Annotated in this window: 26 protein-coding genes and 1 pseudogene; 7 read left to right on the top strand and 20 right to left on the bottom strand. The window is 38.3% G+C overall.

What is annotated here, in order from left to right; translation table 11 throughout:
- Positions 1-15: 15 nt before the first annotated feature.
- Together ppsA and rplJ are read right to left on the bottom strand one after the other, a co-directional pair.
- Positions 16-2,316 carry a phosphoenolpyruvate synthase gene (gene ppsA, locus DL91_RS10475; protein ID WP_048191585.1) on the bottom strand — a complete coding sequence of 767 codons (2,301 nt, stop codon included), beginning with the start codon at positions 2,314-2,316 and terminating at the stop codon, positions 16-18.
- Between the two features lie 24 nt (positions 2,317-2,340).
- Positions 2,341-2,823 (bottom strand): 50S ribosomal protein L16, encoded by a 483-nt coding sequence (rplJ, locus tag DL91_RS10480; protein ID WP_048191586.1) that lies wholly within the window; start codon positions 2,821-2,823, stop codon positions 2,341-2,343.
- 130 nt (positions 2,824-2,953) lie between these two features.
- Between rplJ and DL91_RS10485 the strand changes: the two genes are divergently transcribed.
- Genes DL91_RS10485 through DL91_RS13700 form a run of 3 tightly spaced genes read left to right on the top strand, consistent with a single transcriptional unit; the run spans position 2,954 to position 4,211 of the window.
- A complete protein-coding gene (locus DL91_RS10485; protein WP_048191588.1) occupies positions 2,954-3,739 on the top strand; it encodes an AAA family ATPase in 786 nt (261 codons plus the stop codon).
- Between the two features lie 50 nt (positions 3,740-3,789).
- A complete protein-coding gene (locus tag DL91_RS10490; protein WP_048191590.1) occupies positions 3,790-4,020 on the top strand; it encodes a KEOPS complex subunit Pcc1 in 231 nt (76 codons plus the stop codon).
- Positions 4,021-4,055: 35 nt separating this feature from the next.
- Complete coding sequence (locus DL91_RS13700) at positions 4,056-4,211, top strand: hypothetical protein (RefSeq protein ID WP_156096070.1); 156 nt, start codon at positions 4,056-4,058, stop codon at positions 4,209-4,211.
- 3 nt (positions 4,212-4,214) lie between these two features.
- Here DL91_RS13700 and DL91_RS10495 read toward each other — a convergent pair whose 3' ends face one another.
- Entirely contained in the window at positions 4,215-5,042 is an 828-nt protein-coding gene (locus DL91_RS10495) for a peptidylprolyl isomerase (protein ID WP_048191593.1), read from the bottom strand.
- Complete coding sequence (locus DL91_RS10500) at positions 5,033-6,130, bottom strand: nucleotidyltransferase family protein (protein ID WP_048191595.1); 1,098 nt, start codon at positions 6,128-6,130, stop codon at positions 5,033-5,035. Before DL91_RS10500 ends, DL91_RS10495 begins: the two co-directional genes overlap by 10 nt.
- A 113-nt stretch (positions 6,131-6,243) precedes the next feature.
- Here DL91_RS10500 and DL91_RS10505 point away from each other — a divergent pair, with 113 nt between their 5' ends.
- Together DL91_RS10505 and DL91_RS10510 are read left to right on the top strand one after the other, a co-directional pair.
- The gene (locus DL91_RS10505; RefSeq protein ID WP_048191597.1) at positions 6,244-7,542 is read left to right on the top strand and encodes a dihydroorotase family protein; all 1,299 of its coding nucleotides are present in this window, start codon (positions 6,244-6,246) and stop codon (positions 7,540-7,542) included.
- 44 nt (positions 7,543-7,586) lie between these two features.
- The gene (locus tag DL91_RS10510; RefSeq protein WP_048191599.1) at positions 7,587-7,766 is read left to right on the top strand and encodes a CooT family nickel-binding protein; all 180 of its coding nucleotides are present in this window, start codon (positions 7,587-7,589) and stop codon (positions 7,764-7,766) included.
- 197 nt (positions 7,767-7,963) lie between these two features.
- Here DL91_RS10510 and DL91_RS10515 read toward each other — a convergent pair whose 3' ends face one another.
- From DL91_RS10515 to DL91_RS10530, 4 genes are read right to left on the bottom strand one after another with little or no spacing between them, the layout of a single operon-like run.
- Positions 7,964-9,202 (bottom strand): 4Fe-4S binding protein, encoded by a 1,239-nt coding sequence (locus DL91_RS10515; RefSeq protein WP_048191602.1) that lies wholly within the window; start codon positions 9,200-9,202, stop codon positions 7,964-7,966.
- A gap of 15 nt (positions 9,203-9,217) precedes the next feature.
- Positions 9,218-10,630 carry a F420-non-reducing hydrogenase subunit MvhA gene (gene mvhA, locus DL91_RS10520; protein ID WP_048191604.1) on the bottom strand — a complete coding sequence of 471 codons (1,413 nt, stop codon included), beginning with the start codon at positions 10,628-10,630 and terminating at the stop codon, positions 9,218-9,220.
- Positions 10,631-11,560: a F420-nonreducing hydrogenase gene (locus DL91_RS10525; RefSeq protein WP_048191606.1), complete on the bottom strand. Its 930-nt coding sequence runs from the start codon at positions 11,558-11,560 to the stop codon at positions 10,631-10,633.
- 18 nt (positions 11,561-11,578) lie between these two features.
- The gene (locus DL91_RS10530; protein WP_048191608.1) at positions 11,579-12,007 is read right to left on the bottom strand and encodes a hydrogenase iron-sulfur subunit; all 429 of its coding nucleotides are present in this window, start codon (positions 12,005-12,007) and stop codon (positions 11,579-11,581) included.
- A 482-nt stretch (positions 12,008-12,489) separates the two neighbouring features.
- On the opposite strand from DL91_RS10530, the pseudogene sufC reads away from it, so the two are divergent.
- A pseudogene (gene sufC / locus DL91_RS10535) lies at positions 12,490-13,247 on the top strand (Fe-S cluster assembly ATPase SufC).
- The gene (locus DL91_RS10540) at positions 13,229-14,449 is read left to right on the top strand and encodes a SufD family Fe-S cluster assembly protein (protein ID WP_048191610.1); all 1,221 of its coding nucleotides are present in this window, start codon (positions 13,229-13,231) and stop codon (positions 14,447-14,449) included. Before sufC ends, DL91_RS10540 begins: the two are co-directional and overlap by 19 nt.
- 416 nt (positions 14,450-14,865) lie before the next feature.
- Here the strand turns inward: DL91_RS10540 and DL91_RS10545 are convergent, their stop codons facing one another.
- The 12 genes from DL91_RS10545 to mcrA all read right to left on the bottom strand — a co-directional run bounded on the left by DL91_RS10545 (position 14,866) and on the right by mcrA (position 24,163).
- Positions 14,866-15,138, bottom strand: coding sequence for a PRC-barrel domain-containing protein (locus DL91_RS10545; RefSeq protein WP_048191612.1), 273 nt, complete (start codon positions 15,136-15,138; stop codon positions 14,866-14,868).
- Positions 15,139-15,147: 9 nt separating this feature from the next.
- Entirely contained in the window at positions 15,148-15,756 is a 609-nt protein-coding gene (locus DL91_RS10550) for an NTP transferase domain-containing protein (protein ID WP_048192725.1), read from the bottom strand.
- Between the two features lie 32 nt (positions 15,757-15,788).
- Entirely contained in the window at positions 15,789-17,258 is a 1,470-nt protein-coding gene (locus DL91_RS10555) for a methanogenesis marker 14 protein (protein ID WP_048191614.1), read from the bottom strand.
- Between the two features lie 270 nt (positions 17,259-17,528).
- A complete protein-coding gene (mtrH, locus tag DL91_RS10560) occupies positions 17,529-18,461 on the bottom strand; it encodes a tetrahydromethanopterin S-methyltransferase subunit H (protein WP_048191616.1) in 933 nt (310 codons plus the stop codon).
- A 22-nt stretch (positions 18,462-18,483) separates the two neighbouring features.
- Entirely contained in the window at positions 18,484-18,738 is a 255-nt protein-coding gene (mtrG, locus tag DL91_RS10565) for a tetrahydromethanopterin S-methyltransferase subunit MtrG (RefSeq protein WP_048191618.1), read from the bottom strand.
- Between the two features lie 2 nt (positions 18,739-18,740).
- Positions 18,741-18,947 (bottom strand): tetrahydromethanopterin S-methyltransferase subunit F, encoded by a 207-nt coding sequence (mtrF, locus tag DL91_RS10570; RefSeq protein WP_048191619.1) that lies wholly within the window; start codon positions 18,945-18,947, stop codon positions 18,741-18,743.
- A gap of 10 nt (positions 18,948-18,957) precedes the next feature.
- Positions 18,958-19,677, bottom strand: a complete 720-nt coding sequence (gene mtrA / locus DL91_RS10575) for a tetrahydromethanopterin S-methyltransferase subunit A (RefSeq protein WP_048191621.1) — start codon at positions 19,675-19,677, stop codon at positions 18,958-18,960.
- An 11-nt stretch (positions 19,678-19,688) separates the two neighbouring features.
- Complete coding sequence (mtrB, locus tag DL91_RS10580) at positions 19,689-19,994, bottom strand: tetrahydromethanopterin S-methyltransferase subunit MtrB (RefSeq protein WP_048191622.1); 306 nt, start codon at positions 19,992-19,994, stop codon at positions 19,689-19,691.
- Positions 19,995-20,006: 12 nt separating this feature from the next.
- On the bottom strand, positions 20,007-20,819 hold the full coding sequence (gene mtrC / locus DL91_RS10585; RefSeq protein ID WP_048191624.1) for a tetrahydromethanopterin S-methyltransferase subunit MtrC: 813 nt from the start codon (positions 20,817-20,819) through the stop codon (positions 20,007-20,009).
- Entirely contained in the window at positions 20,819-21,550 is a 732-nt protein-coding gene (gene mtrD / locus DL91_RS10590) for a tetrahydromethanopterin S-methyltransferase subunit D (protein ID WP_048192726.1), read from the bottom strand. Before mtrD ends, mtrC begins: the two co-directional genes overlap by 1 nt.
- A gap of 22 nt (positions 21,551-21,572) precedes the next feature.
- A complete protein-coding gene (gene mtrE, locus DL91_RS10595; protein ID WP_048191625.1) occupies positions 21,573-22,454 on the bottom strand; it encodes a tetrahydromethanopterin S-methyltransferase subunit E in 882 nt (293 codons plus the stop codon).
- A 56-nt stretch (positions 22,455-22,510) separates the two neighbouring features.
- The gene (gene mcrA / locus DL91_RS10600; RefSeq protein ID WP_048191628.1) at positions 22,511-24,163 is read right to left on the bottom strand and encodes a coenzyme-B sulfoethylthiotransferase subunit alpha; all 1,653 of its coding nucleotides are present in this window, start codon (positions 24,161-24,163) and stop codon (positions 22,511-22,513) included.
- Between the last annotated feature and the right edge of the window lie 3 nt (positions 24,164-24,166).

The following is a 24,166-nucleotide window of genomic DNA, read 5'->3' on the forward strand; positions in this document are numbered from 1 at the left end:
CCTTAATTTAAAATTCTATTCTTGCAAGACTTTTCTTGCTGCTTTGAGTACTAACTTCTTTTCAACTCGTGCAACAACTTCTCTAACAGTTGCAACAGCATCTGTATTGGCAGATACACTTGTAATTCCAAGTTCTACCAGTTGTTCAACAATGTCAGGCATGCTTCCTGCTTGCCCACATATGCTTGTTTTAACACCTGCTTTGTTACACTCCTTGATTACCATTGCAATTAACTTCATAACTGCAGGATGTCTCTCAGAATAAAGTCCCGCCACGTTTTCATTGTTACGATCTATTGCAAGTGTGTATTGTGTCAAATCGTTTGTTCCGAAACTAACAAAATCAATTCCCTCAGCAATGAAGTCTTCAATTGTTAGAGCAGCTCCTGGAGTTTCAACCATTATACCCCATTCTATATTCTTTTGAGGTTTTAATCCAACTTCTCTTGCTATTTTCTTGGCTTCCTTAAGCTCATCTGGATGTTGAACCAATGGAAGCATAACACCTATGTTGGTATATCCCTCTTCATGGAGTTTTTTTATTGCTTTAAACTCAGCTTTTAATATTTCAGGTTCGTCAAGTTCCCTTCTAATACCCCTCCAACCCAACATAGGATTGTGTTCGTATGGTTCATCTTCTCCACCATCAAGTGACTTAAATTCATCAGTAGGCGCATCTAATGTTCTGTACCATACTGTTTTGGGATAAAATGCATCTGCAACCTTTAAAATATTTTCAACAAGAGCTTTGACAAGTTCGTCTTCCCTACCTTCAATAATGAACTTTTTAGGGTGCACACCCAAAGCCAACATCATGTGCTCTGTTCTAAGCAAACCTACACCATCAGCACCTGTCTCTGAAGCTTTTTTAGCTGCTTCTGGCATACTAACATTTACTTTAACTTCTGTTACTGTTAAAATTGATTGATTTTGGATAACTGTAGCTGTTGATCCATTTTCTGTGGAATCCTTATTATCTGTTTTCAACTTTCCTTCATATACAAATCCCTTGCTTCCATCAAGGGTTACAACAGAATTTTCTTTCAGAATCTTACTTCCATCACCTGTACCAACTACACATGGTATTCCAAGTTCTCTTGATACTATTGCTGCGTGGCAAGTAACTCCACCTTCGTCAGTTATAATACCCTCTGCCCTTTTCATTGCAGGAACCATATCTGGCGTTGTCATCACAGTAACTAATATGTCACCCTTTTCTATTTTATCGAGTTCATCAGTATTTCGTACGATTTTTACTGCCCCAGATGCCATACCTGGGCTTGCTCCAAGTCCTTTAGCGATTATTATCCTTTCTTCAGATTCTTGTTCTGATTTGGATTCACCGTTGTCCTTGCCAAGTGTTGTTACAGGCCTTGATTGTAGCATGTAAATTTTACCGCCTTCAATTGCCCACTCTGTGTCTTGAGGGAAATTATAATGATTTTGAATTCTTTTTCCAAGTTGAGCAAGTTGTGTTATCTCATCATTACTTAAAACACGTTTCTCACGTAGATCTTCTGGTACATCAACCTTTACTGTATATCCTGTATCAGGGTCACGATCAAACATTACCTTCTTATCGCTGATCTTGTAATCAAGAATCTCATTTTTTTCTTTGTCGTACCAGCAAGTATCAGGTGTCACTGTTCCTGAAACTACTCCTTCCCCTAAACCCCATGCTGCCTCTATGAGAATTTTTTCTTCTCCAGTTGATGGGTGTACAGTGAACATTACTCCTGCTTTTTCTGCATTAACCATTTCCTGAACAACCACTGCTATGTAAACTTTAGAATGGTCGAAATCATTTTCTTCACGATAAAATATTGCACGTGATTCAAAAAGAGATGCCCAACATTTTTGAACATATTCAACAACATCTTCGCTACCCCTTATGTTAAGATAGGTATCTTGTTGACCAGCAAAAGATGCTTCCGGCAGGTCTTCTGCAGTTGCAGAGGATCTGATTGCTACAAAAACATCATCTTTACCAATTCGATGGCATAATGCATTGTATGCTTCGATTATGATGGTTTTGATCTCATCGGGCATCGTTGTTTCGGTTATTATTTTTTTGATCTTAACAGCTGATGCCTGAAGTTCTTTGTTTTTGTTGACGTCAAGAGCATCAAGAATGTCCATTATTTCATCGAAGATCCCTGTTTCTTTTATAAATTGATCGTAGGTTTTGGATGTGACAACAAAACCGGGAGGTACCGGTATCCCTGCATGAGTTAATTCTCCGAGGTTTGCGCCTTTTCCGCCTGCTACTGCAACATCTTCCTTTCTCAGTTCTTCAAAAAATTCGACATGCTTCATGCTAACACTCTTTTTATTATTTTTTTATTTGACTAGTTCTGAGCCTTCTTCAACTTCAATTCTACATGTTACTGGAAACTTCATTGCTGCTCTTCTTAAAGATTCTTTAGCGTCTTTAAAGTTTCTTTTGTTAGTATAAATAGTTAAAACCTTTTGATTTGGTTTTACAATTGCAACAGAGCTTACGGCTTTACCGAATGCCTTTCTCATACCATCCTGTACCCTATCTGCACCTGCTCCAGTAGCCATTGGATTTTCCCTTACAATGTGATGAGGGTAAACCCTTATCTTCAAATGATAACCCATCCTTCCGGCTTTTCTCTGCATGTACCTGTTTGAAGCTATCCTAGCTGCTTCAAGTGCATTGTGAGATAACTGTGCTGCTTCTTTGACAACCAGCGTTACTTTTAAAGGGAACTCAGCTGAGAGGTTACCCATATCATATTGAACTATTCTTGAACCTGGAATTTTCCTGATGTAATCTTTTCTAGTATATGCTCTAACCATAAATAATCCTCCTTTCTAGAAAGTTTAGTCTATAAGTATAATAAACGTTGCCCTATAATATACCCATGTTAAAATATAACTCCATTTTCCTATAAAAAACATCAAATATATCAATCAACAGGATCGTGAGATGACGAAAATTGCAATAACTGGAAAAGGAGGGGTTGGAAAAACAACCCTTTCGGGCACATTGGCATGTTTATTTTCACAGACTTATAAAGTATTCGCTATCGATGCAGACCCAGATATGAACCTGGCATCCAGCCTTGGAATACACACTAAAATAACCCCAATATCAAAGATGAGGGACCTTATAAAAGAAAGGACAGGTGCAGAACCTGGATCATCATTTGGAGAGGTTTTTAAGATAAATCCCAGGATATCTGACCTTCCGGAATCTCTTTCAATAAATTACGATGAAGAAGGCAAGCTAAAGCTCCTTGTAATGGGCACAGTTGATAAAGGAGGAGAAGGGTGCATATGTCCTGCTTCAGTACTTTTAAAGGCATTAATGCGGAATCTTATTCTTAAAAAAGATGAGATGATTATATTGGATATGGAAGCAGGAGTTGAACATCTCGGGAGAAAAACAGCGGAAGCTGTTGATATAATGATAATCGTTGTTGAACCTGGACTCAAATCACTTGAAACTGCTGAACGAATTAAAAGACTTGCAAGGGACATTGGTATAAAAGAGATAGTTTGTGTTGTTAACAAGATTTCAAGTTTAGATGAAGACCAATTTGTAAGATCTAAGCTTGAAGATTTGGGAATTAAAATTATTGGAACCATACCCCGTGACCCATTAGTTGTAAAGGCAGATATGGAGGGTAAAGCACTTGTTGACTATCCTGATTCAGAAGCACTAGCTGCTATAAAAAATATTAGTAAAAACATACTTGAATGGGAAGGATAGAACAGCTTTCTATCGTTTAGGATAAGAGAAATTATAGGGTTAATAATATTATGAATATCAAAGCCATCATAAAATTCAAATATAAAAATGAAGAAATTGCAGAAATTGCCTATAAATCCCTTGAACCTGACAACATTGGATATATTAATTCTTCTATCGATGGTAATTATTTTATCTGTAGTTTAAATGGCGATTCAATAGGTACAATCCTTGCGACTGCTGATGATCTAGTTTTCTGCGAAACAATGGTTGAAAAGATTTCTGAATTAAGGACATATTAATCATTAACTATAAAATTTAATTAGGAGAAGTAACAATGATCAATCTCAAAGATTTGATGGTTGGTTTTGGATTTGTTCTAATAGTTCTAATATTTATGATACAAAAAATCAGAATTAGATCTGCCCATAAAAAAAAGATTATTGAAATTAAAAACAGAAGAAAAAAGAAAAGAAAGAAAAATATGAAGTAATATCTATTCCTTTTTCTCTTCTTCAGGTAAAACTTCTTCTGCTATTTCTTCAGCTTCAACCTTTTCAACAGCTTCTTCAAGTGCTTCTTCAGCAATAACCTCTTCGGCTATTTCTGCTGCTTCTTCTACTTTTTTCTCGAAGACATCGACGAATTCAACTTTTTCAATGTTTTCCATGTTCTCCCAGATATCTCTGGCTATTCTAAACCTTGCAAATGTAATGTCCATGTAAGGTTTTTTATCGAACTTCGCCATTTCATCCATTGCTATTCTGACCACTCCATCGATTATTTGTATGTCGTGTTTTTCAGAGTCGATGTTAGGTGCTGTGTAATGAAGTTCTATCATGCTTTTGATCTTCTCAACATCATCATCAATAACCTTAATGACTTTTATGTCGTATTCTAGATTTTTTCCTGCAAGTTCATGATTGAAGTCTACTCTAACCCTTCCACCACTTACACTTCTAATTATTCCAGTTGTTCCGTCGGATGTAATTGCCATTCCAACTTCGGGTTTCATTCCCTGTTTCTTGAATTCTCCCATAGGTATTAGCTGTAAGAGTTTTGGATCTCTTAATCCAAATCCTTCTTCAGGAGTTATATCTACTTTTTTCTCTTCTCCTTCTTTCATACCTACAAGTGCTTCGTCTAATCCCTTTAAAACGTGTCCTCCACCAACTACTATTGGTATTGCACCATAAGTTTTAGCATCTAATTTTATATCTGCTTCTTCCGCCACATTTTCATCGGTTGTGTCAAAGACGTTGCCTGTCTCCTGAACCTTTCCTGTATACTCAAGTCTTATAAAATCTCCTTCTTTCACTGCCATATCTCTAGCCTCCTGTGTGGTATTCTTTTTCGAAATTCATTTAGAACTTCTTTATTTTTATATTTTAATATACGTATAACAGATGGGTATCTGTCTATATAGTTATGTACACCCTCCTTAAAAATACCCGCCTCGATTGATGACATAACCCTGTTTTTAAAGTGTCTGCTGAAACCCTGAGAAATAGATTTTTCAACATCTAAAAGGCAATTAAAGGGCCTGTTCTTTATTAAAGCTTCTGCTGTAATATCATCAATCAATGGGAGGGATTTAAGTTCTTGAATGTTGTTATTATTCACCCTTTCGAGTATTCCATCAACATCCCTTAATTTGTCCAAAGGTGCATGACCATTATCAATTTCTCTAATAAGAACTTCAATTGTTTCAGGAGGTAACATATCTGTAACAGATTCCAGATCACCCAAAACAACTGCCTCCCTTATTTTAGTGCCACTAACACCTTCAACGCGCTTCACAAATATAAATTTACCAGTGAAATCAAAATCAATCTTTTTAAGGGACTTTGATAATGAAACTATTACATAATTGTCTTCATCAAGTTTTCCATGAAGAAGAACTTCCTTTGTTTCCATATCAACAATTTTATATGGTTTCGGTGCTACGCCGTTTCCATTGCTTATTCTTTTGAGTATATTTTCATATCCTGGAAATGGTCTGTAACCACGAGGAATGTAATCCGCATCAAGAGCCTTAAAAGTCTTTGCAAGACATAATGAATACTGACCCGAACCCATTATCCCCATCGGGGGTCCTTCAATTACAATATCTGCTCCTGCTGCTATTGCGGTTTCAGCACGAGCTTCACGTGTCATAATATAAGGAAGGCCCCTGCCACTTCTCTCCAATGGCCCGGGTACAACAGCAACAAATAAACCTTCTGGAATCTGGTTTTTTGCTTGGATCATACAAAATTTATGGCCTAGATGTAGTGGAGAGTACTCTGTAAAATCTGCAATTATCTTCACATCACCTTCAACAGATCCATAAATTGGTTCCCTTTTAATATCGTTATTTAAAAGTTTTCTATCTCTATCCAAAATTTTCTGGACGAATGTTTTACATTCCAAATTGAATTACCCCGATTACTTTGTATATATTTAATATGTTTCTATCATAATAATGGTTCATTGGATCAAAAGATAAAAATATAATAGAGAAGATATGATTATTTGGTGTAAAAATGCTTGATCTCTGCCTTTCAAATTGTAAAATTGTTCCTGAAAACATTGAATATTCGATAGGAATTAATGATGGTAAAATTGTTTCCATCAAAAGGAGTACTATCAAAGCAGGAAAAACTATTGAAATAAATGGTAAAATAGTTCTACCTGGATTAATTGATGCCCATGTGCACTTGAGAGACCCTGGATTTACCTATAAAGAAGATTTCAGATCTGGAACAACTGCTGCTGCTGGAGGCGGTTTTACAACTGTCCTGGACATGCCCAATACAAAACCTCCAACAAACACTGCCGAAACATTCAAGAACAAAATTAGAATAGGAGAAAATAAAAGTCTTGTTGACTTTGGTTTACATGCAGGGGCAGATAATCCTGAACAGATAAAAAAACTTGCAGCCCTCAAACCAGCTTCATTTAAAATTTTCATGGATCTATTTGATGATGATTTTTTAATGAATATATTCGGTGAACTATCGGATTTACCCGAAATTGACGGCATTAAAACCGTTGTTTCACTACATGCAGAAGATAAGGAAATTGTAAATCGATACACAAATATGGTAAAATCCAAGGAAAATTTGAATCCAATTGCATATGTGGATGCAAGACCACCATTAGCAGAAGAGATTGCAGTTTCCAAAGCTATATTATTGGCCAAAGAATTCAATTTGAAGATGCATGTGTGCCATGCGAGTACTAAAAAATCTTTAAACCTAATAAAAAAAGCTAAATTTGATGGATGTAATATTACATCAGAAGTTACTCCACATCATTTGTTTTTAGATTCAAGCTACTTTGAACAATTTGGAAACTTTGCCAAAACCAATCCCCCACTCAGAAACAAGGCAAATAAGATAAATCTAATTGATCTTCATAATGTGGACATTATTGGAACAGATCATGCCCCGCACACAATTTCAGAAAAAGAAGAAAATATTTGGAATGCACCACCTGGAATCCCAGGGCTTGAAACTGCCCTCCCACTTATTTTAACCCAAATAAATAGGGGTAAAACATCATTTGAAGTGCTGAAAAAGCTCCTATGTGAAAATCCTGCCAGAATATTTAACCTTAAAAATAAGGGATTTATAAAGGAAGGAATGGATGCGGATTTTGTTGTGGTTGACATGAAAAAGGAAGATATCATAAATCCTGATAATTTCTACTCAAAGGCCCATTATTCTCCATTTAAAGGTCAAAAAGTACAGGGATTACCAATCATGACAATTTTAAGAGGTGAAATTGTAATGAAAGAAGGCGAAGTTTATGAAACCAACGGAAAATTTGTTTACAGTTAAAATTAACTTAATTTGTATTATAAAAAAAATTTAATGGTGATAAAATGTGCGAATCCACTGTTTATTCAATAGATGGAACAAAAATAATGGAAGATGTTTTAAATATTAAAATAAATGGCAATAATATAGAATTAATGGATATTCTAAACACGAAAAAAGATATTAATGGTACCATAGTAGAGATAGACTTGGATAAACATGGAATATACATTGATTTAAAATAATCAAATCCAAATTTTTAATAAATTAATTTTTTTTTATTATCCAATCTAATATTTTCTTTAATATATACAAACTAGTATTTTGGTCTTATTTCAAAAAGAGTAATATTTGCAGATTTGCTATAATTTTATTATATTCATTATATTTTCTAAAAAAATAAAAAAAGGGTTTGGTGGATAAATTCCACCTTATAAAAAACTTACTTCATTGAGAGTGCGTCTTTAGGACACGGTTCTATGCACTGGTCACAGAGTATACAGTAACCCTTGAGTGGTACTTTTTCTCCAGTGAGCTTCAGCATGCTATATGGGCATACTTCAATACAGTCACCGCATTCAGTACATTTATCTGGGCTGAAAGAGATCCTGTTTCGTTTAACGGCTTTGCCATCAACTACTTTATCGATCTCTGAAATTGTCAAGGCTCCCTCAGGACAGGCAGTTGTACATGCACCGCAACGTGTACACATTGCGTATGATGCTTCTGCATCTGTCTTAATGTCGCCTGGAACTTGCATTCCAGTGTTTGTTACTACTCTGATTGCGTCAGTAGGGCATATTCTTGCACATGCACCTATATGATCACATTTTTCCTCGTCCCAGACAAGTCCTTCTTCAGATGCTGGCTTTGCTGGTCCTAATTCTACTTCAAGATCTATTGCATCTACAGGGCACAGCTGTTCGCAGAGACCACATGCTGTACAGATCTCTGGAAGTTCAACTGATAGTGTTGATGATTTAGGATTAATGAAGTCTCCAGGACATGCTTCAACACAGACGTTACATCCAATACAGGTGTCTTCGTCCACTTCAAATTTGAGCATCTCTTTGGTACGTTTTTCTGGTTTTTTGCCTGATATGTACACTGCATTCCATGGGCATGTCTGTGAACAGACTCCACATTTTATACAAGTGTCTTCATCAATGACAATACTTCCTCCAACTTCTTCGAGGGTGATGGCATCTACTGGACATTCATCCACACACATACCACAACCTACACAGTCCACTATTGCTATAGGTCCGCTGATGTCAATATCAACCTTATTAGGTTCTTTAACACCTTCAACACCAATAACTTCTACAGGGCATATGTCCACACATTTCTGACACATTACACAGTATCCTTCTAGTGGTACCTTGCTCATTTTACCTTCATCAAGTTTCAGTACCTGTGGTGGGCAAATTTCTACACAGTCGCCGCATTCATCACATAGTGCTGGGTTGTAGGTTACTCGAGCTTGTGTTACACCGCTCTCATCAATTGAAAGTTCTTCTGTTTTCAATGCACCTTTTGGGCATATGTCCACACATTTGGGTGCGCCTCCACAGACGTCACAGTAGATCACATCTTCCGGTGACACTTCTATGGCTGCTGTAGGACATGCACCCTGGCATGCGCCGCATCTGATGCAGTCTTCCTTGTTGACTACTATCATTTTTTCACCTTTGGGTTAGACCTTGTTTATGAGGTGTCCCTCACTGTCGTATACTTCAACAGTTGCGAGTTTCATATTTGTGTCGATTGTGTGAGTTGCACAGGATAGACATGGGTCGTATGCCCTTATTACCATTTCCATTAAGTTGAATATTTTGTCGTCTACTTCAACACCAGGTTTGATGTAGTCTTTGGCGACTTTCTGAATACCCATTTCCATGGCAGGGTTGTTCTGGATTGTAGCAACTATTATGTTAGCTTTGGTTACTAGACCGTCTTCATCTGTTTGGTAGTGGTGAGTCAATGTTCCTCTTGCTGCTTCAACTATTCCTACACCTTCACCAGCCTGTCTTTCAATTGGTCCTGGGAATTTTTCTCCAGATAGGTCGCCTTCGAGTGCGTCAACAGCCATTTCTGAAGCTGCAACCAGTTCAATTAACCTTGCCCAATGGAAGAGTAGTGGTTCTTGTGCGTATCCAAAGGTATCTTGGAATTCTTTGAAGTAGTCCTGAGCTATTGGTGATGGCATTTTATCTGCCACATTAAGCCTTGATAATGGAGCTACCCTGTAAATTCCTTCAGGATATCCTAAGTCTTTTATGTAAGGGAACTTGAGCCAGGAGTAAGGTTTGACCTTCTCTGCCATGTGGTCCAGGTAGTTTTCGCTTCCAAATTCAGCGTGTATTTTACCTTCTTTGTCTTTGATCCTAACGTCTCCGTTGTAAACATCCCATACGCCTTTGTTAACAAGACCGGTATGGTAGGTTTCTACGTATCCAAGTTCTTTAACAAGATCTAGGTTTTCAACAAATATTGGTTTTGCAAGTTCTATTGTTGCCTGTGCTAGTTCAACATTCCTCTTTGCTTTGGTAAGAAGATCTTTCTGAGTTTCTGCATCGATTTCTGTTGATATACCTCCAGGTGTTGATGATGTTGGGTGTATTGACCTTCCACCTGTTGCTTTGACTATGTCTAAAGCGTTTTTCCTTAATTCTATAGCTTGGAGTGCAACATCAGGTGCGTCTTTAATGATTTGGAAGACGTTCCTTGTTTTACGGTCTTTTCCAGCTATGAAATCAGGTGCTGCCAGGAAGTAGAAATGGAGTGCATGTGAGTGCATGAAAGAACCCCAGTTCATTAACTCCCTCATTTTGTAGGCAGTTGGTAAAATTTCATCGTCTTTAAATCCGTAACACTGATCTGATGCTTTTGCAGCAGCTAAGTGGTGCTGTACATCACAGATACCACAGATTCTTGGTACTATTCTAGGAACCTCTTCAACTGGTCTTCCCTGGAGGAATTTTTCAAATCCACGGAATTCCATAACATGAAGTCTGGTTTCCTCAACATTTCCGGCATCATCGAGATGCACTGTAATTTTTGCGTGACCTTCAATCCTTGTCACAGGTTCCATTGTTAATTTAACCATTTATTTTCCCTCCTTTTGCATTTTCATTGGTATTAATGCAGCTGGGAGTGTGTAAGTATAGAACGTACCTACAATATCATCTAACTGGTCAGCAACTTCTTCAGGGTCAACAGTTTTGTCGTGATCAATACCGAAGTCTGATCCTATAGCGCTTATCATTTTTGCACCTTGGTCAGTTACTTTTGCTGTTGGTCCGTAGCATCCTCTACACTGTATGCCTATTGATGGACATTCTGCTCCGCAGAGTGATATTGTTGATGGACCCATACATACAAGTCCCTGTGGTACCAGACACATTTCTTTTTCTGGTCTTCCAAGTTCGAACTGCCTGATGATCTTGTCCATTGCCATTCCTTCCGGTGGCTTTTCTCTTGGACATACTTCACATAGGTTTGTTGTTGGTAATGTTACCGGTTCACCTGTTAAAAGAGCTATAAGTGCTTCTGCAAGAACATCGGATCTTGTTGGGCAGCCAGGTATGGAAAGATCCACATCTATTGCTTCTGAAAGTGGTCTCACCCTACTTTCGAGGTGTGGTATATCTTCACTTGGTATTATACCTTCTTCGTTGTAAGTACTGGCGGAATTTACGTAAGCTTCTTGGGTGAGCTCGTCAACAGTGTGTAAGTTTCCGAGTCCAGGTATTCCTCCGTATACTGCGCAAACACCGTATGCTATGACGAATTTTGCTTTTTTTCTTAGCATTTCGGCAAGTTCACGGTTTTCATTGTTACGGATTCCGCCTTCTATTATTATAACATCCAGATCATCTGGAACTTCATCGTATTTAACGTCCATGAGTACGGGCATGAATTCTATGTCTGCCAATCCCATCACATCAATTATTGCTTCATGTATATCTGCAATGGACAGGTGACAACCGGAACATCCAGCCAACCACATGGTCGCTATTTTAGCTTTTTCTGCCATATTATTTCACTCCTCCGCTTATGCTTCAACTGATAGTTGTTCCTTGAGTGGGGATTTACCTAGTCCCTTTATACGGGTTACCATCATATCAACGGTTTTCGCGAATTTTTCTCCTTCTGATGCAGATATCCAGTCGTGGTAAATTCTTTCTCTTCCAATTCCTAGGTCATCTGCTAATTTGTAAATCAATCTCATTCTTCTGTCTAATTTGTAGTTTCCTGCGTCGTAGTGACAGTCACCGTGGTGACATCCTGCTACAATAACACCATCTGCTCCCTCACGGAATGCTTTAAAAACAAACTGTGGTTCTATACGTCCTGAGCACATAACTCTTATTACACGTACGTTTGGAGGATATTGCATCCTTGCAGTACCAGCGGTGTCAGCTCCACCGTAGGAGCACCAGTTACAACAAAACATAACGATCTTCACATCATCCTCAGCCATAGAGTTTCCTCCTGATTTATCAATGTACCATCAACTTCACCATATTGAGGTTACTTATTAATGTACATTATATGGATAGCAAAATAGTTATTATAAAGGTTACTCCAAGAACAATTCCGAAAGGCATATATATAAGAATATGAATATCCTGTTTAGTATTACTTTGACAATTTAATACCAATTATTTATATTATTAAAGCCTAAAAAAGCTTTAAAACTAATTATTTACTCTTAGATCTATTTTTAACATTTAATATTAATATTAATTAAATTTAAAGGAATAATTACAGGCGTATTTCTAATTTTTTTTGTATAAATTTAAATATAAAACAATTTTTAAGAATAGTATTTAATTGAATTTAATATTCTTAATAGTTAACAATGTTAATTTAATGGTTTATTAGTCATTGTTAAATAAAACAAAATACAGAAAAAGAGTTTGAGATAAAAAATTATTTAAAATAAAAAAGTTGGTGGTTAGACTGCTGCTTGAAATAACAGATCTGGCTGTAGAAGTTAATGGAAAAGAAATACTAAAGGATATAGATTTATACATCGATAAAGGCGAAACACATGTGCTGTTAGGTCCAAATGGAAGTGGAAAAAGTACTCTTTTTATGTCCATGCTAGGATTTCCAAAGTACAAAGTGACTAGAGGCGAAATAATCTTCAAAGATGAAGATATAACAAATATGACTACTACTGAACGGGTTGAACGAGGTTTAGGTGTAAGTTTCCAGAATCCCCCTGCAATAAGAGGAGTTAAACTTAAAGATTTGTTGCAGATCGAAAAGAGTAAAAAAAGTGTCAAACCTAATCAAGATGAGCTTGACCCTGAAACAATTGCACTAGCTGAAAAACTTAAATTCTCAGACCAATTCCTTGAAAGGGATGTTAATCTTGGATTTTCAGGTGGAGAAGTTAAAAGATCTGAGATTCTGCAACTTCTAGCACAACAACCAGATTTCATAATGTTCGATGAACCTGATTCTGGAGTTGATATTGAAAACGTGGAACTCCTTGCAGAGGAAATAAATGTATTATTGGACAAAGACAAAAAACCAGGATTGCGTGAAAAATCGGGTTTACTAATAACCCATTTGGGTTACATACTAAACTTTGTTAGTGCAAACACAGCCCATGTGCTGATGGATGGAAAAATAGCTTGTTCTGGAGATCCAAACGAGATATTAGGAAGGAAGGATTTAAAGGGTGTGTGGAATGTTGCGGAATACACTAGAACGTGCTGAAAAGGCCAAAAAGAAGAAAGCTGCCCTTGGATCTGATGTTGAAATAGAAGAATTCGAAGGGGAAGAAGCAGGAGAACACGAAGAGGTTGAATCTTTAAGTGATCTTTCGAATAAAGATCAAAAATCTCTTCTAAAGGTTGGGGTTGATCCTTCTGGTGCAGGTAGGGCAGGTTCATTTTTACAAATTGACCAGTCTAAAGTATGCAGCAATTGTCAATCCGAAGCAATAGAACTTATGGGTTTACCACAGGCATTAGAAAAATATGATTGGGTTAAAGATTATTTATGGAACGCCGTACCTGTAGATACAGATAAATACACTGCACGAACTGCTTTAGGAGAGCCAGGAGGTTACTTTATAAGATCACTTCCAGGTACCAAGGAAGTGTTACCTGTACAGGCATGTATGTTTATTGGTGATGAAAAAGTTGCTCAAACAGCTCATAACATAATAATTGCCGAAGAAAATTCAGAACTTCATATCATTACGGGATGTTCAACTGGTAGTGATGTGCAGTCTGCTATGCATGTTGGTGTTTCTGAATTCTATTTGAAAAAAGGGGCTAAAATAACCTTTACAATGGTACATAACTGGGCAGAGCAGGTTGAAGTTAGACCTAGGACAGGAGTTATTCTAGGTGATGATACAACTTACATCAGTAATTATATACTCACCAGCCCTGTGAATACAATACAGACATATCCTACAGCATATTGTCAGGGAGAAAACTCCAAAGTAGTTTTCCAGTCAATATTGGGTGGTCAAAAGGATTCTATTCTTGATGCCGGTTCAAGGGCAATATTAACTGGTAGAAATTCTAGCGCTGAAATGATAACACGTGCAGTTTCCAAGGATGAATCCCAGATATACACAAGGGGTCATCTTGCAGGAAAATCTCCAGATGTTCGAGGGCATTTGGAATGTATGGGTTTGGTACTTTCAGATGATTCACTCATTTACTCTGTTCCAGAACTTGAGGGAAGTTCAACTGATCTTGAACTCTCTCATGAGGCAGCTGTTGGTAAAATTGCAGAAGAAGAGGTTCTTTATCTCATGTCTAGAGGACTCACAGAGGATGAAGCTGCTTCAATGATTGTGAAGGGATTCCTGAGTATGGATATTGCAGGATTACCACCAGAGTTAGCTGCTGAAACTAAGAATATGATAGATCTAAGTATTCAGGGAATGTAAAAAAAATCTTTTTTTTTTGGAGATTAATTAGCAATCTCCATATTCTATTCTTTTTAATATTTAATAATGGAATATTTAATTCAAGTATCATTGTTAAACTTGAGAAATTACCAATTAATCTGGCAACAACTGGATTCCTTAAGTATAATATTGAAAATGTGAAATAACAACTGCATTTGCGTTCAATCCTTATTAACCAAACCAACCAATCCAATAATCTTATCCAAATTATAAAGATAAAATTATCACCAGAATTAGTCTTCTGGTATTGGTTTAGTATAGTTTAGATGTTTTAAAACATTGAAACATACAATTTAAAAAGAAAAAATATATTGATTCTATTAGAGGAACTGGTCTAAAAAAAATGTTTTTTTTTATATCTTCTGAAATAATTTGTTAATAAAATATTATGTGGGTTATTCTGAGATTATTATGAATTCGCCCACTTTCTCTACTTTACCGAACGGAACTAATAAATTCTCTCCTTTCTTCTTGGCACCTTTGATATGTACATTTCTGCCTTTTTCAACTTTAATAACAACATCAGTTATCTTTCCAGTTTTACCGTTGATTACCAATTCTTCAAGTTCTCCTAGAATTCTAGCATTATTTGTTGCTACTTGGTATCCCTTGATCTCGCTCCAGACTTTTTCTTCCCCTTTTATAAGTTTTCTCTCTTCAACAACCATTACAATCACCTAAATTTTTAACCCAATGTTACTCAAAACATCCTCTAAAACTACTATGTCCTCACAGCTATTAATATTTACGGCCAGTTCAATTTTCCCTAACTTGAGAACTTCCTCATCTTGTTGCTTGTTGTTACTTCTTAATATATTTAATCCCGACGGAACCACATCTCCAAGCACAATACTGGGCTTCAAACCATTTTTCTTGAATAATTCTATTGGAACAGCAATGCACATTGCTGGTTTCCTGGACTTTTCATATTCTAAAAGAACTTGATTTATAATTTCGCTTGTTATTAATGGTAAATCAGCAGTAATAGTTAATATAATCTTGTTTGAATCGTGTTGGAAACATTCTGAAATATAATACTGTAAATCTTCAATATATCCATTTCCAGGTGTTTGAAAGGCAGAATATCCTCCTATGCGGGCAAATTTAGAAGTTTTAGGAGTGTTTGGACTTGTTAATATAATTACATCTGAAATTCCTTTCGAAGCCAACAGTGCATTAATAACATGTTGGATCATTGGTATTCCGCCAACTTCAATGAGAGGTTTTTCTTTTTTACCTCTCATTCTTGTGCCCATTCCACCGGCCATAATAATTGCTGTTACCATTACTGATCCCATTGTTCCGTATTTGTAATATATCATTCCTTATGTTGTAGCTTTCTCCTGGGTCCAAGTATGCACTTACCGCCTTGACATCCACCTACTGGATTCTTTGGAGTACCTAATGAATTCATACATCTTGCCATCATAGCAGCACCCATTGCTAATGCATCTGAAACAAAAAGAGTGTCATTGAAGTACTTTTGAGAATATTCCAATATTAATTCTGGTTTTTTACCTGTTATTCCTGCTCTACCTGTCACTCCTAGCAAAGAACCCTCTTCAATTACACCTTCATTAAATGCTTCCTCTATTAATCTTTTAACTACAAGGGCACTTATATGGTCCAGTGTTGCAAATAGAGTATGTATTCCTGAGCTCTCAAATATTTCATGTCCTAGTTTTACTAGTTCAGGTATTTGATCCCCATTTTCACCAACATCACATCCAATTAGAGTTGTACCTGCATCATAAGCAGCTTTAGGATCTACTGGAACTGTTCCAAATCTTTCACGCCCTTCAGGCACTTTGCCTATGTCAACAAATTCGTGAGCTTGTTCTGCAAATTTTTTGGCTTCTTTCCAGTCTGCTCCTTTAATTATTCCTTTTTTATATAGATCCAGTGCTGCTCCCCCTCTTTTATCAACTTTTTCGGTACCACGTATTATTGAATCTGATATGGCCCCCGCAAGTCCACAAAAATTACCTATTGTCCTGGCATATGGTTTTTCATTGTTGGTTATACGACCTGCAAGAGTTGTTCCAAAATCCATGGATACACAGGGATTTCTGTAGTCAACTTTAGTCCACATAGATGCCACTTTTATACCTGCAGTTACCAATTCACCTTCCATTTCATTGGCAACAACAACCCTACCTGTTGGTGGAAGTACACTAACAACAGCTCCATCAAACATGACTTGGTCCAAAAGTGTAAATTCTTGGAGTCGTTGTGGAAAGTTCTCTTTACTCATTGCTGGAGACATTTTTCTTGGAGGAATTCCTGCTTCTAAACATCCCTTTGCAAGTGCTATTATAAGGTCACCAACCTCATCAGGAGCTGCAAACCCTGCTGTAACTCCAGTGGATCTAACAACAAAATCTAAATCATTCTCTATATCTACATGAGCCTTTTTAAGGGATTCTAGTATGGTGTCCCTTACCATTTCAGATACAGATTCCTTTGTTAGTTCGACTTCCCAAACTGTTTCTCCAAAAACTTTTTCACCTTTTTTTGGAGGTCTTATGTCCCTTGTCATACGTACTGTCTTATCCAGAAGATACGTTCGGCATGTGGTGAGGTTAGTGGCTGTTAAAATACATTTTGTTGTTGTGTTTCCAAGTTCTACAGATGCAACTACATAATATATATCTGGCTTCATTGAAAGGCCAGAACCTACAGTTTTCTTCATAAAAGGTGTTGATTTTATATCTTCGGTGTAAATATAGTGACTTTTTGCAAATATAGGCTTTGGACTTCTGCTAAGTAAATTACCAAACCGTGACATGAGAATTACCTCCCTAAAAATAATTAACAGTTTTTTATCATTAACTTTCCTATTTTAAGTTCAGTTAATTTGATATAAATTTATTGTGAAATGTATTGGAATTTTTAATGAATTAAGATGATTAACAATGTTATAAAAATTCTTTTAAAACTTAATATTGCTATGAAAATTGATTTAGAATAATTCAAAAATAAAATGCAGAGTAAAATATGACATTTAAAAAAAATAAAAAAATAAGGTATTTGACGATAAATCGCCATTTCCTTTGTTTTATAACAATTTGAAGAATGGGTGTTCTTCTATTGGTTCTGTTCCAATGTCTTTTGCAGCTTCTGCCATGAATATATCTGCCATGGAGCATGCTGAAAATGCCATTTTTGCGTTTTCAATAGGTCCAATAAGTACGAAATCTCCTCCAACTGCAATCTGCAGAAGGTTGGATCCTACGTCACAAACTGGCCATACTTCCCTGTTCTCTTTTTTGTAGCCTCTTAACCAGTCCCATGCTGATGGAACGTTGTGGATACCACTACCTACAGGGTATCCCCATTTACTTTTAACAGCAAATGAAGTTCTTAGAGCAGCACCTGCACCCTGACCGAGAGGGGTGATAGCTACGTCCATGAAAGGTTTGTCTATTCCACAGTCATCTGCTGTTTCTAGGAGACCTTTGTCAAGTACGCTTCCACCAGTTTCCCACATGTTGAGTTTACCTTCAACACCAGGTTCCATAGGGTTGAATCCCAGTATGATGGATGCTGATAGATCTGATTCTTTCAATGCTTGAATCTCGTCTGCATCTGCAGCCATGTTTAGGGAATTGTATATTGCCCTGTCTGCTAATCCAGTTTCTGATGCGAATTGTGCTCCTGCAACTCTTGCTTCTCCAGATGTTGAATCTATGAAGAAAGGTGCGTCTGTAGCTTCGCCTACAAATTCTAGGTATTTAACTAATGCTTCTGGTGTTGCACCGAAGGTGTGCACGATGTGTGGGTTACCAGTGACATCGGACATTTCTTCTTGCATTTTTATTAAACCTTCAGCTTTTTCTTTGTCGAAGACTCCTGCCTTCTCATCTTCAATTATTTTGTGTCCACCATAAAAGATGGTTCCTGCTAAAACAGTTGGATATTCACCAGGTTGTCCACCGACTTTAAGGCCAGCAACATCTAATACAATCTGTTCTTTGTCAAATCTAAACATAAATAATCCTCCTAAAAATTATTTAGACTCCACCAAATGTTGATAAGATAGCTCCTATTTTCACAACTTTGAAAGCTACAAATAGAATGATCAGTCCTATCACTATTCCGTATAAAATACCAATATCTCTTCCTATTTGTTGGCCCATTTTCTGAGAGATCTCACCGTAGTTAAATTCTACTTTGTCTTCAATGTCATCTAATCTCTCATTTGCTTTGTTGTACTCATCTGCAGAGACAATGATACGAGGTATGGTATTTTTTTCTTCTTCTGCCATACTTATGCCCCCACCATCATTTTATAAATTACTGGAAGGCCTACGAGGAGAAGTGCAAATATGAATCCCAAACCCATACCATATATTCTGGTTGATATGAGTCCTGCAAATAACCTCTGATCCCTACCAATTAGCTGGGTACGATATTTTATATCTTTTACAGTATTTTTTATGCCTCTAACGTTAGGTTTGTTTGATAATATTATCATGTAAAACCCCCTATTTTAGCAATAGTATGGTTCCAAGAGTTAGGATGAAAGCTAAACCTACAACTAGTCCCTGAACCTTTCCAGCGTACATTCCTGCGAATTGTCTCTGGATTCCACCAACAGCTTTAATCTGCGTCTGAATGTTACGCATTCTAGCTTCGATTAGTGCGGTTTCAGGAGCTACTGGGCGTATTTCTTCGCCTTCTTCTTCCTCTCCTTCCTCTTCAATTACTATTACCATTGCTTCTTCTTCAATTGCTCCGGGATCTTTCTCTATGCACTCTTTTACCTTTGCCTGAATTGCTGCAGCGTCCTCAACATCGATCAAATCTACCATTTCAAACTGGGATCTGAATCTATCCAATCCTTCGTCTGGAATGTTTTCGATGTAAGGTATTGCACCATCAGCACCTACGATGCTTCTTTTTTCAGGATCAACACCATTTTCATGGAGCGCCATAATACTTTGACCTGTGATGTGTCCCTGTACCTCTGATCCGCACAATATAAGGAACCTTAAGTTCGGATTGGATATTAGGTTTGAGATCATCTTTTCAATTCCGAGATTTTCGGTTTTGCACGGTCCTGCGATTGCAGCTCCTGCATCCACTGGTATTTGTTCGATGTGGGAAGCAAGTGTTGCAACTGCTACAGGACTTTCTGGATCGCCAGTCACGTAGTCACCATTTATTACAGGCCATCCTTCTGCGGGTGATTTTTTATCTGCCAATTTAACACCTCCTATAATAATAGGGCAACCAGCAGTACTAGCCCTAATATAAATCCGTAAACCATGTTGGTTAGTTTACCTGCTGTAATGTAAACTCCTTCCCTTCCAGGATAGGCGCCTTCAGATACAGTGGTTGGATCTAAGGCCGTCTCTATATCGTTTGCTGCAGCCTCTAATTCTGTTATTTGCTCGTTTATTGTGTCCATTGATAAGATTAAGACTTCTCTACCTAATGATGCCCCAATAATACCTGATGAAGGGTCTAGGGTTAGGTTGAGTTCAGGAGCTATTTTTACTAAGGGTAACATTTCTACCATTTTGCTTTCCTCCTATTGTTCTTCCTCTTTAGGCCACATTCCAGACCATTTAACTGATGCTGCACTATCGAGTGATGCCTGTAAAAAGGCTCTCATTGATATAAACCATCCTATTGCACCAATTATGGATATTACCCACCATGCTTTTGAAAAGCCTATTCCAAGTAGTCCTATTATCGCCATAGACATGAATGCTGTGGTTGCTGCGAGTTTTAGGGTTCTTCTTTGGTCTTCGTTTGGACCTAAACATGCGTTGAATGGGTGCTGAATTGCCATTGTGTTTAATATAAACAAGAGTCCTATGAATCCTGTTGATATGACAGTAGCTAGTATTGCAGGCATTGCATAACTTCCAGCTATTGCTGCAGAGAATCCGAGAACAGATAGTGCTGCTGCTCCTGAAAGTTCAACTGTGCACTGCACAAGTATAGGAATTTTCATTCCAACTATTTTTTTACCGATCAGCGCAACAACTCCACCAAGTATCATTGCAATGGCAAATGCCACCAATGGTCCTAGTATTGTGTATGCGGAACCAAGCATTATACCGCCTGCAAGTCCTGCTAAAACACCAATTATACCAATAGAAAGTGACATGTATCCGATTGATGGTACTCCAGTACCTAAACCGTAGCTTGCAACTCTCCTAATGGCATCTGCTCCCCATACTATGGCACAAACTGCTCCTAATGAAGCAAGTAATGGCCCAAGTATCGGATTAAAGGGTGTGGCGTATATTCCTATAAGTCCTCCAACTACTCCAAGTGCTATTGTCTTGGATGGTGGTATGGCTACTGATGCTTCGCCTCCTCCTGCTGCTGACATTAGAATACACCTCCTTTAAGTAGTAAAACTGCAATTAAACCTGTTACCAAAGATGCAACTAGACATGCTAGGGCTCCTTTTGGTAGTCTCTTGAATTTAGGGTCGTGAAATCCTTCGATTGTACCACCTATGTTATAGGATGCAATAACTGCATTAATGAAGAAAACTCCAACTGCAAATATTGCTGCTACTGTTGCAGCTGAGAGGGAAACTCCTCCACCTAATAATAATGATAGTTTGTATCCAGGTAGTACTGCTAATGCTTCGTATAAAGCCCAGTAAATAAGTCCTCCACCAATTCCACCCAGTGCTCCTCCAATGATTCCACTGACGAAACATACTGTTGGAATTCCGTGTCCTTCTGTTCCTTGGGTTACGTATTTACTCTGTTCGTACTTAGTTATTGGGTCAACTTCAACTTTTGCTGATGCTGGCACAACACCTACACCCCAAACATATACAAGGTTACCTACAAGCATGGTTATTCCAAGCATGAGCATTGAACCCACAGCTCCACCAGCCAGTATAAGCCATAATGGCTGTCCTGTCAGTGCTGCTGCTGTAATGAGTCCGGTCATACCTCCACCTGCTGCAAGCATAGCGGTACCTGTTCCGACTCCTGTAGCTGTTGCTATTGCTGCTGGGGCTCCACCCACTGGTATAAAGTGTACACCTCCACCAATGAGAACTCCTCCAACGGTTATAGCACCGATTAATAATAATGGATCCATCATAAAACCTCCTTAATGATCCTCATTCTTTATATGGTCCATAAGTGTTTCTTGCGAAAATCTCAATTCTGTTGTTGATGATTATAAGTGCTAAAATTATTACAAGACTAGCAATAACTCCTCCAGCTGCTCCGAATACAATGGTAGTCCAGAAGCTAAAGAATACTATAGTTCCGAAACAGAAACCTGTTATGGGTCCTCCAAACTTCGCACAGAAATGTACAACATCAATTGAGTTTCTTGCACCCAGTTCTGCTTTGGTTGTGATGTCACCGTGAATAGCGACTGGGATACCTCCACCAAATGGGTATGTCTGGTACTCTCTTTCAGCACCATAATGAACATCTCCGGTTGATGAACCGATTGCACCAATTGTTATACCCCATAGCACTGCTAATAGTGGTAATGGGAACGGGTGATTAAATCCTGATATAGGTAAGGTCATAAGATATGATAATCCAACTATACAGAATGTAACAATAAATCCATGAGCTGCTATTGGTCCTAAATGACTGGTAATAACATCAATGAACACTGGTTGATTAAACTGAGATTGACCTACAATTCTTCCTAAGTAAGATGTTGTTGCAAATGCGGTATGGAAAAGTGCTGCTATAAATCCACCAGCAGCTATTGACATTATAACTGGTAGATGAACTGAACTTATAAGGACAAATGCCACAGAACCTGCTATACCTGCAAGTGTACCCATCTGTACGGGTTCACCAGATATGGCCTTGTTAAACATCCTGTGAAGGTGTCCCATCTGCGGAGCCAGCTGAACTTGTGAGTTAGGGTTACTCATTGAACCGACATCAGATTCTAAATCTTCTGCGGCCCCAGCAATGGTTGCGGCAGCGCCCATTAATGCAACGACGCCTAATCCTGCTATCATAGGGTCCATATTACTTCCTCCTTCTTTTTAAAAAATATAAAAAAAATAGGTGTTTGCGCACCTATTTATTTAGCTGGAGAGATTAAAGCTCTTTCTCCGGCTGGTTCGAATTCTCTTAATGCACCTTTTGCGAACTCTGCACGTACGTTTGTGAAATCAAACATTAAGTTGTCGTCTGCAAATGCAATTTTAACCAGTGGGTTAAATACAAATGCGTCTCCACGTGCTGCGTGTGCTGACTGGGCAATACCTGCGTATTCACCCTGGTGGCCCACGTTCATTGCGTAGTTCGGATAGTTAGGTCCTCTCATTTCCACAGGTAATCCTTCGTCGTTCCTAATTGAGAACACGTTGGATGCACCACACTGGTCCTGGAGATCGTATCCGTAGAAACCGAGACGTGAGTGCTGTTCTTTGTGCAGGTACATTGATAGGTACCATGCGCTTAGTCCAGTCTGTGCGTTTCCTGTAGCGAATCCTGTTGCACATCCCGCTGCAGCTGCAACTATGGATGCCCTCTGTGATCCACCAAAGATGGTTTCTAAGAGTGCTGGGTATTCTTCGAACTGTTCTAGTGCGTAGAATGTAACTTCAGATCCTACGTCCAGTACTGTGTCCATAGTGTTTGGTGCTTCAGTCATTCCGAATTTGTCTTCGACGTACTCTTTACCGAAGTAAGTGAAGTCGTCTAAGATGTTGTCGGTGTACGCAGCTGTTGCGTACTGAGTGAATCCAACTCCACCTGACATGTATGAGCCTAGCCAGATCTGATCGTATAACATTGCTCCGGAAGCAACTACATCGAGGGTTACTCTGACAGGGTCGTCAGCGTTAACTCTTGAGGACTGACATATGTCAGCTAGGAAACCGAATGGTATTCCACCAGGTTCGTTTTCTCCTCTTGCTCTCCTCTGTGGTAGTGCTGTACCCATGTGCACAACTTCTGCGTGTTTTGCAGCGTAAGCGAAGTCACCAGTAGCGGCTTCTCCTGCTGCCTGTTTGTATGCAGAAATCATGGACATACCGATCTGCATTGCAGACCATCGTGAGGTTGTTCCACCATCACAGGTTCTTGATACTATGGTTGGGATCCTGACAACCTGCCAGATACCGTCTCCAACTTCCGCTTTTAGAACTTCTGCTTGGTCTTCTGGGAACATTTTGTTAATGTTCAGAACGTATGCAGGGTCGATTTCATCAGCTATTTCATCGTTACCAGTGAAGGTTTTCACGTAACTGTCAGCCACCAGATATGGGTTGGTTTCAACCATGTGTTCCTGTACAACTGCTGCACCAGGCATAGCGTGGTTTACAGTTTCCAGGTAGTTGGTGATGGTTTCTGGGCTAACTTCTTTACCTAACCTTTTTTCAATAACCATGTGAGCTGTGTTCATTCCGACAATAACAGTTCTTCTTATGTCGTCCCAGAACTGCTGCATTGCAGCGTTGTTCACGAAGTGTAAATCGTCTCCTTCAACATAGGTATCTGTTCCAGAAACCTGGTAAGGCATGAGGACTCTCTGTCCTAATGGTGTACCTACGTCTGGGTTGTACTGAGGGATTCCACGTTTAGCTGCTACTTCTTTACCAGCTGCAACGAATTCTCTTTTCCTTTCAGACTGTTTCCATCCACCATGGTTGTAGAAAGTGGTTTTTCCTTCGGTTGGGTCTTCTTTAAATGCTTTCTTTAAAGCGTCTATAAACATCTTTTCAGCCATATT

The sequence above is a fragment of the Methanobacterium sp. SMA-27 genome (assembly GCF_000744455.1).
In the GTDB taxonomy this organism is placed as follows: Archaea; Methanobacteriota; Methanobacteria; order Methanobacteriales; family Methanobacteriaceae; genus Methanobacterium_B.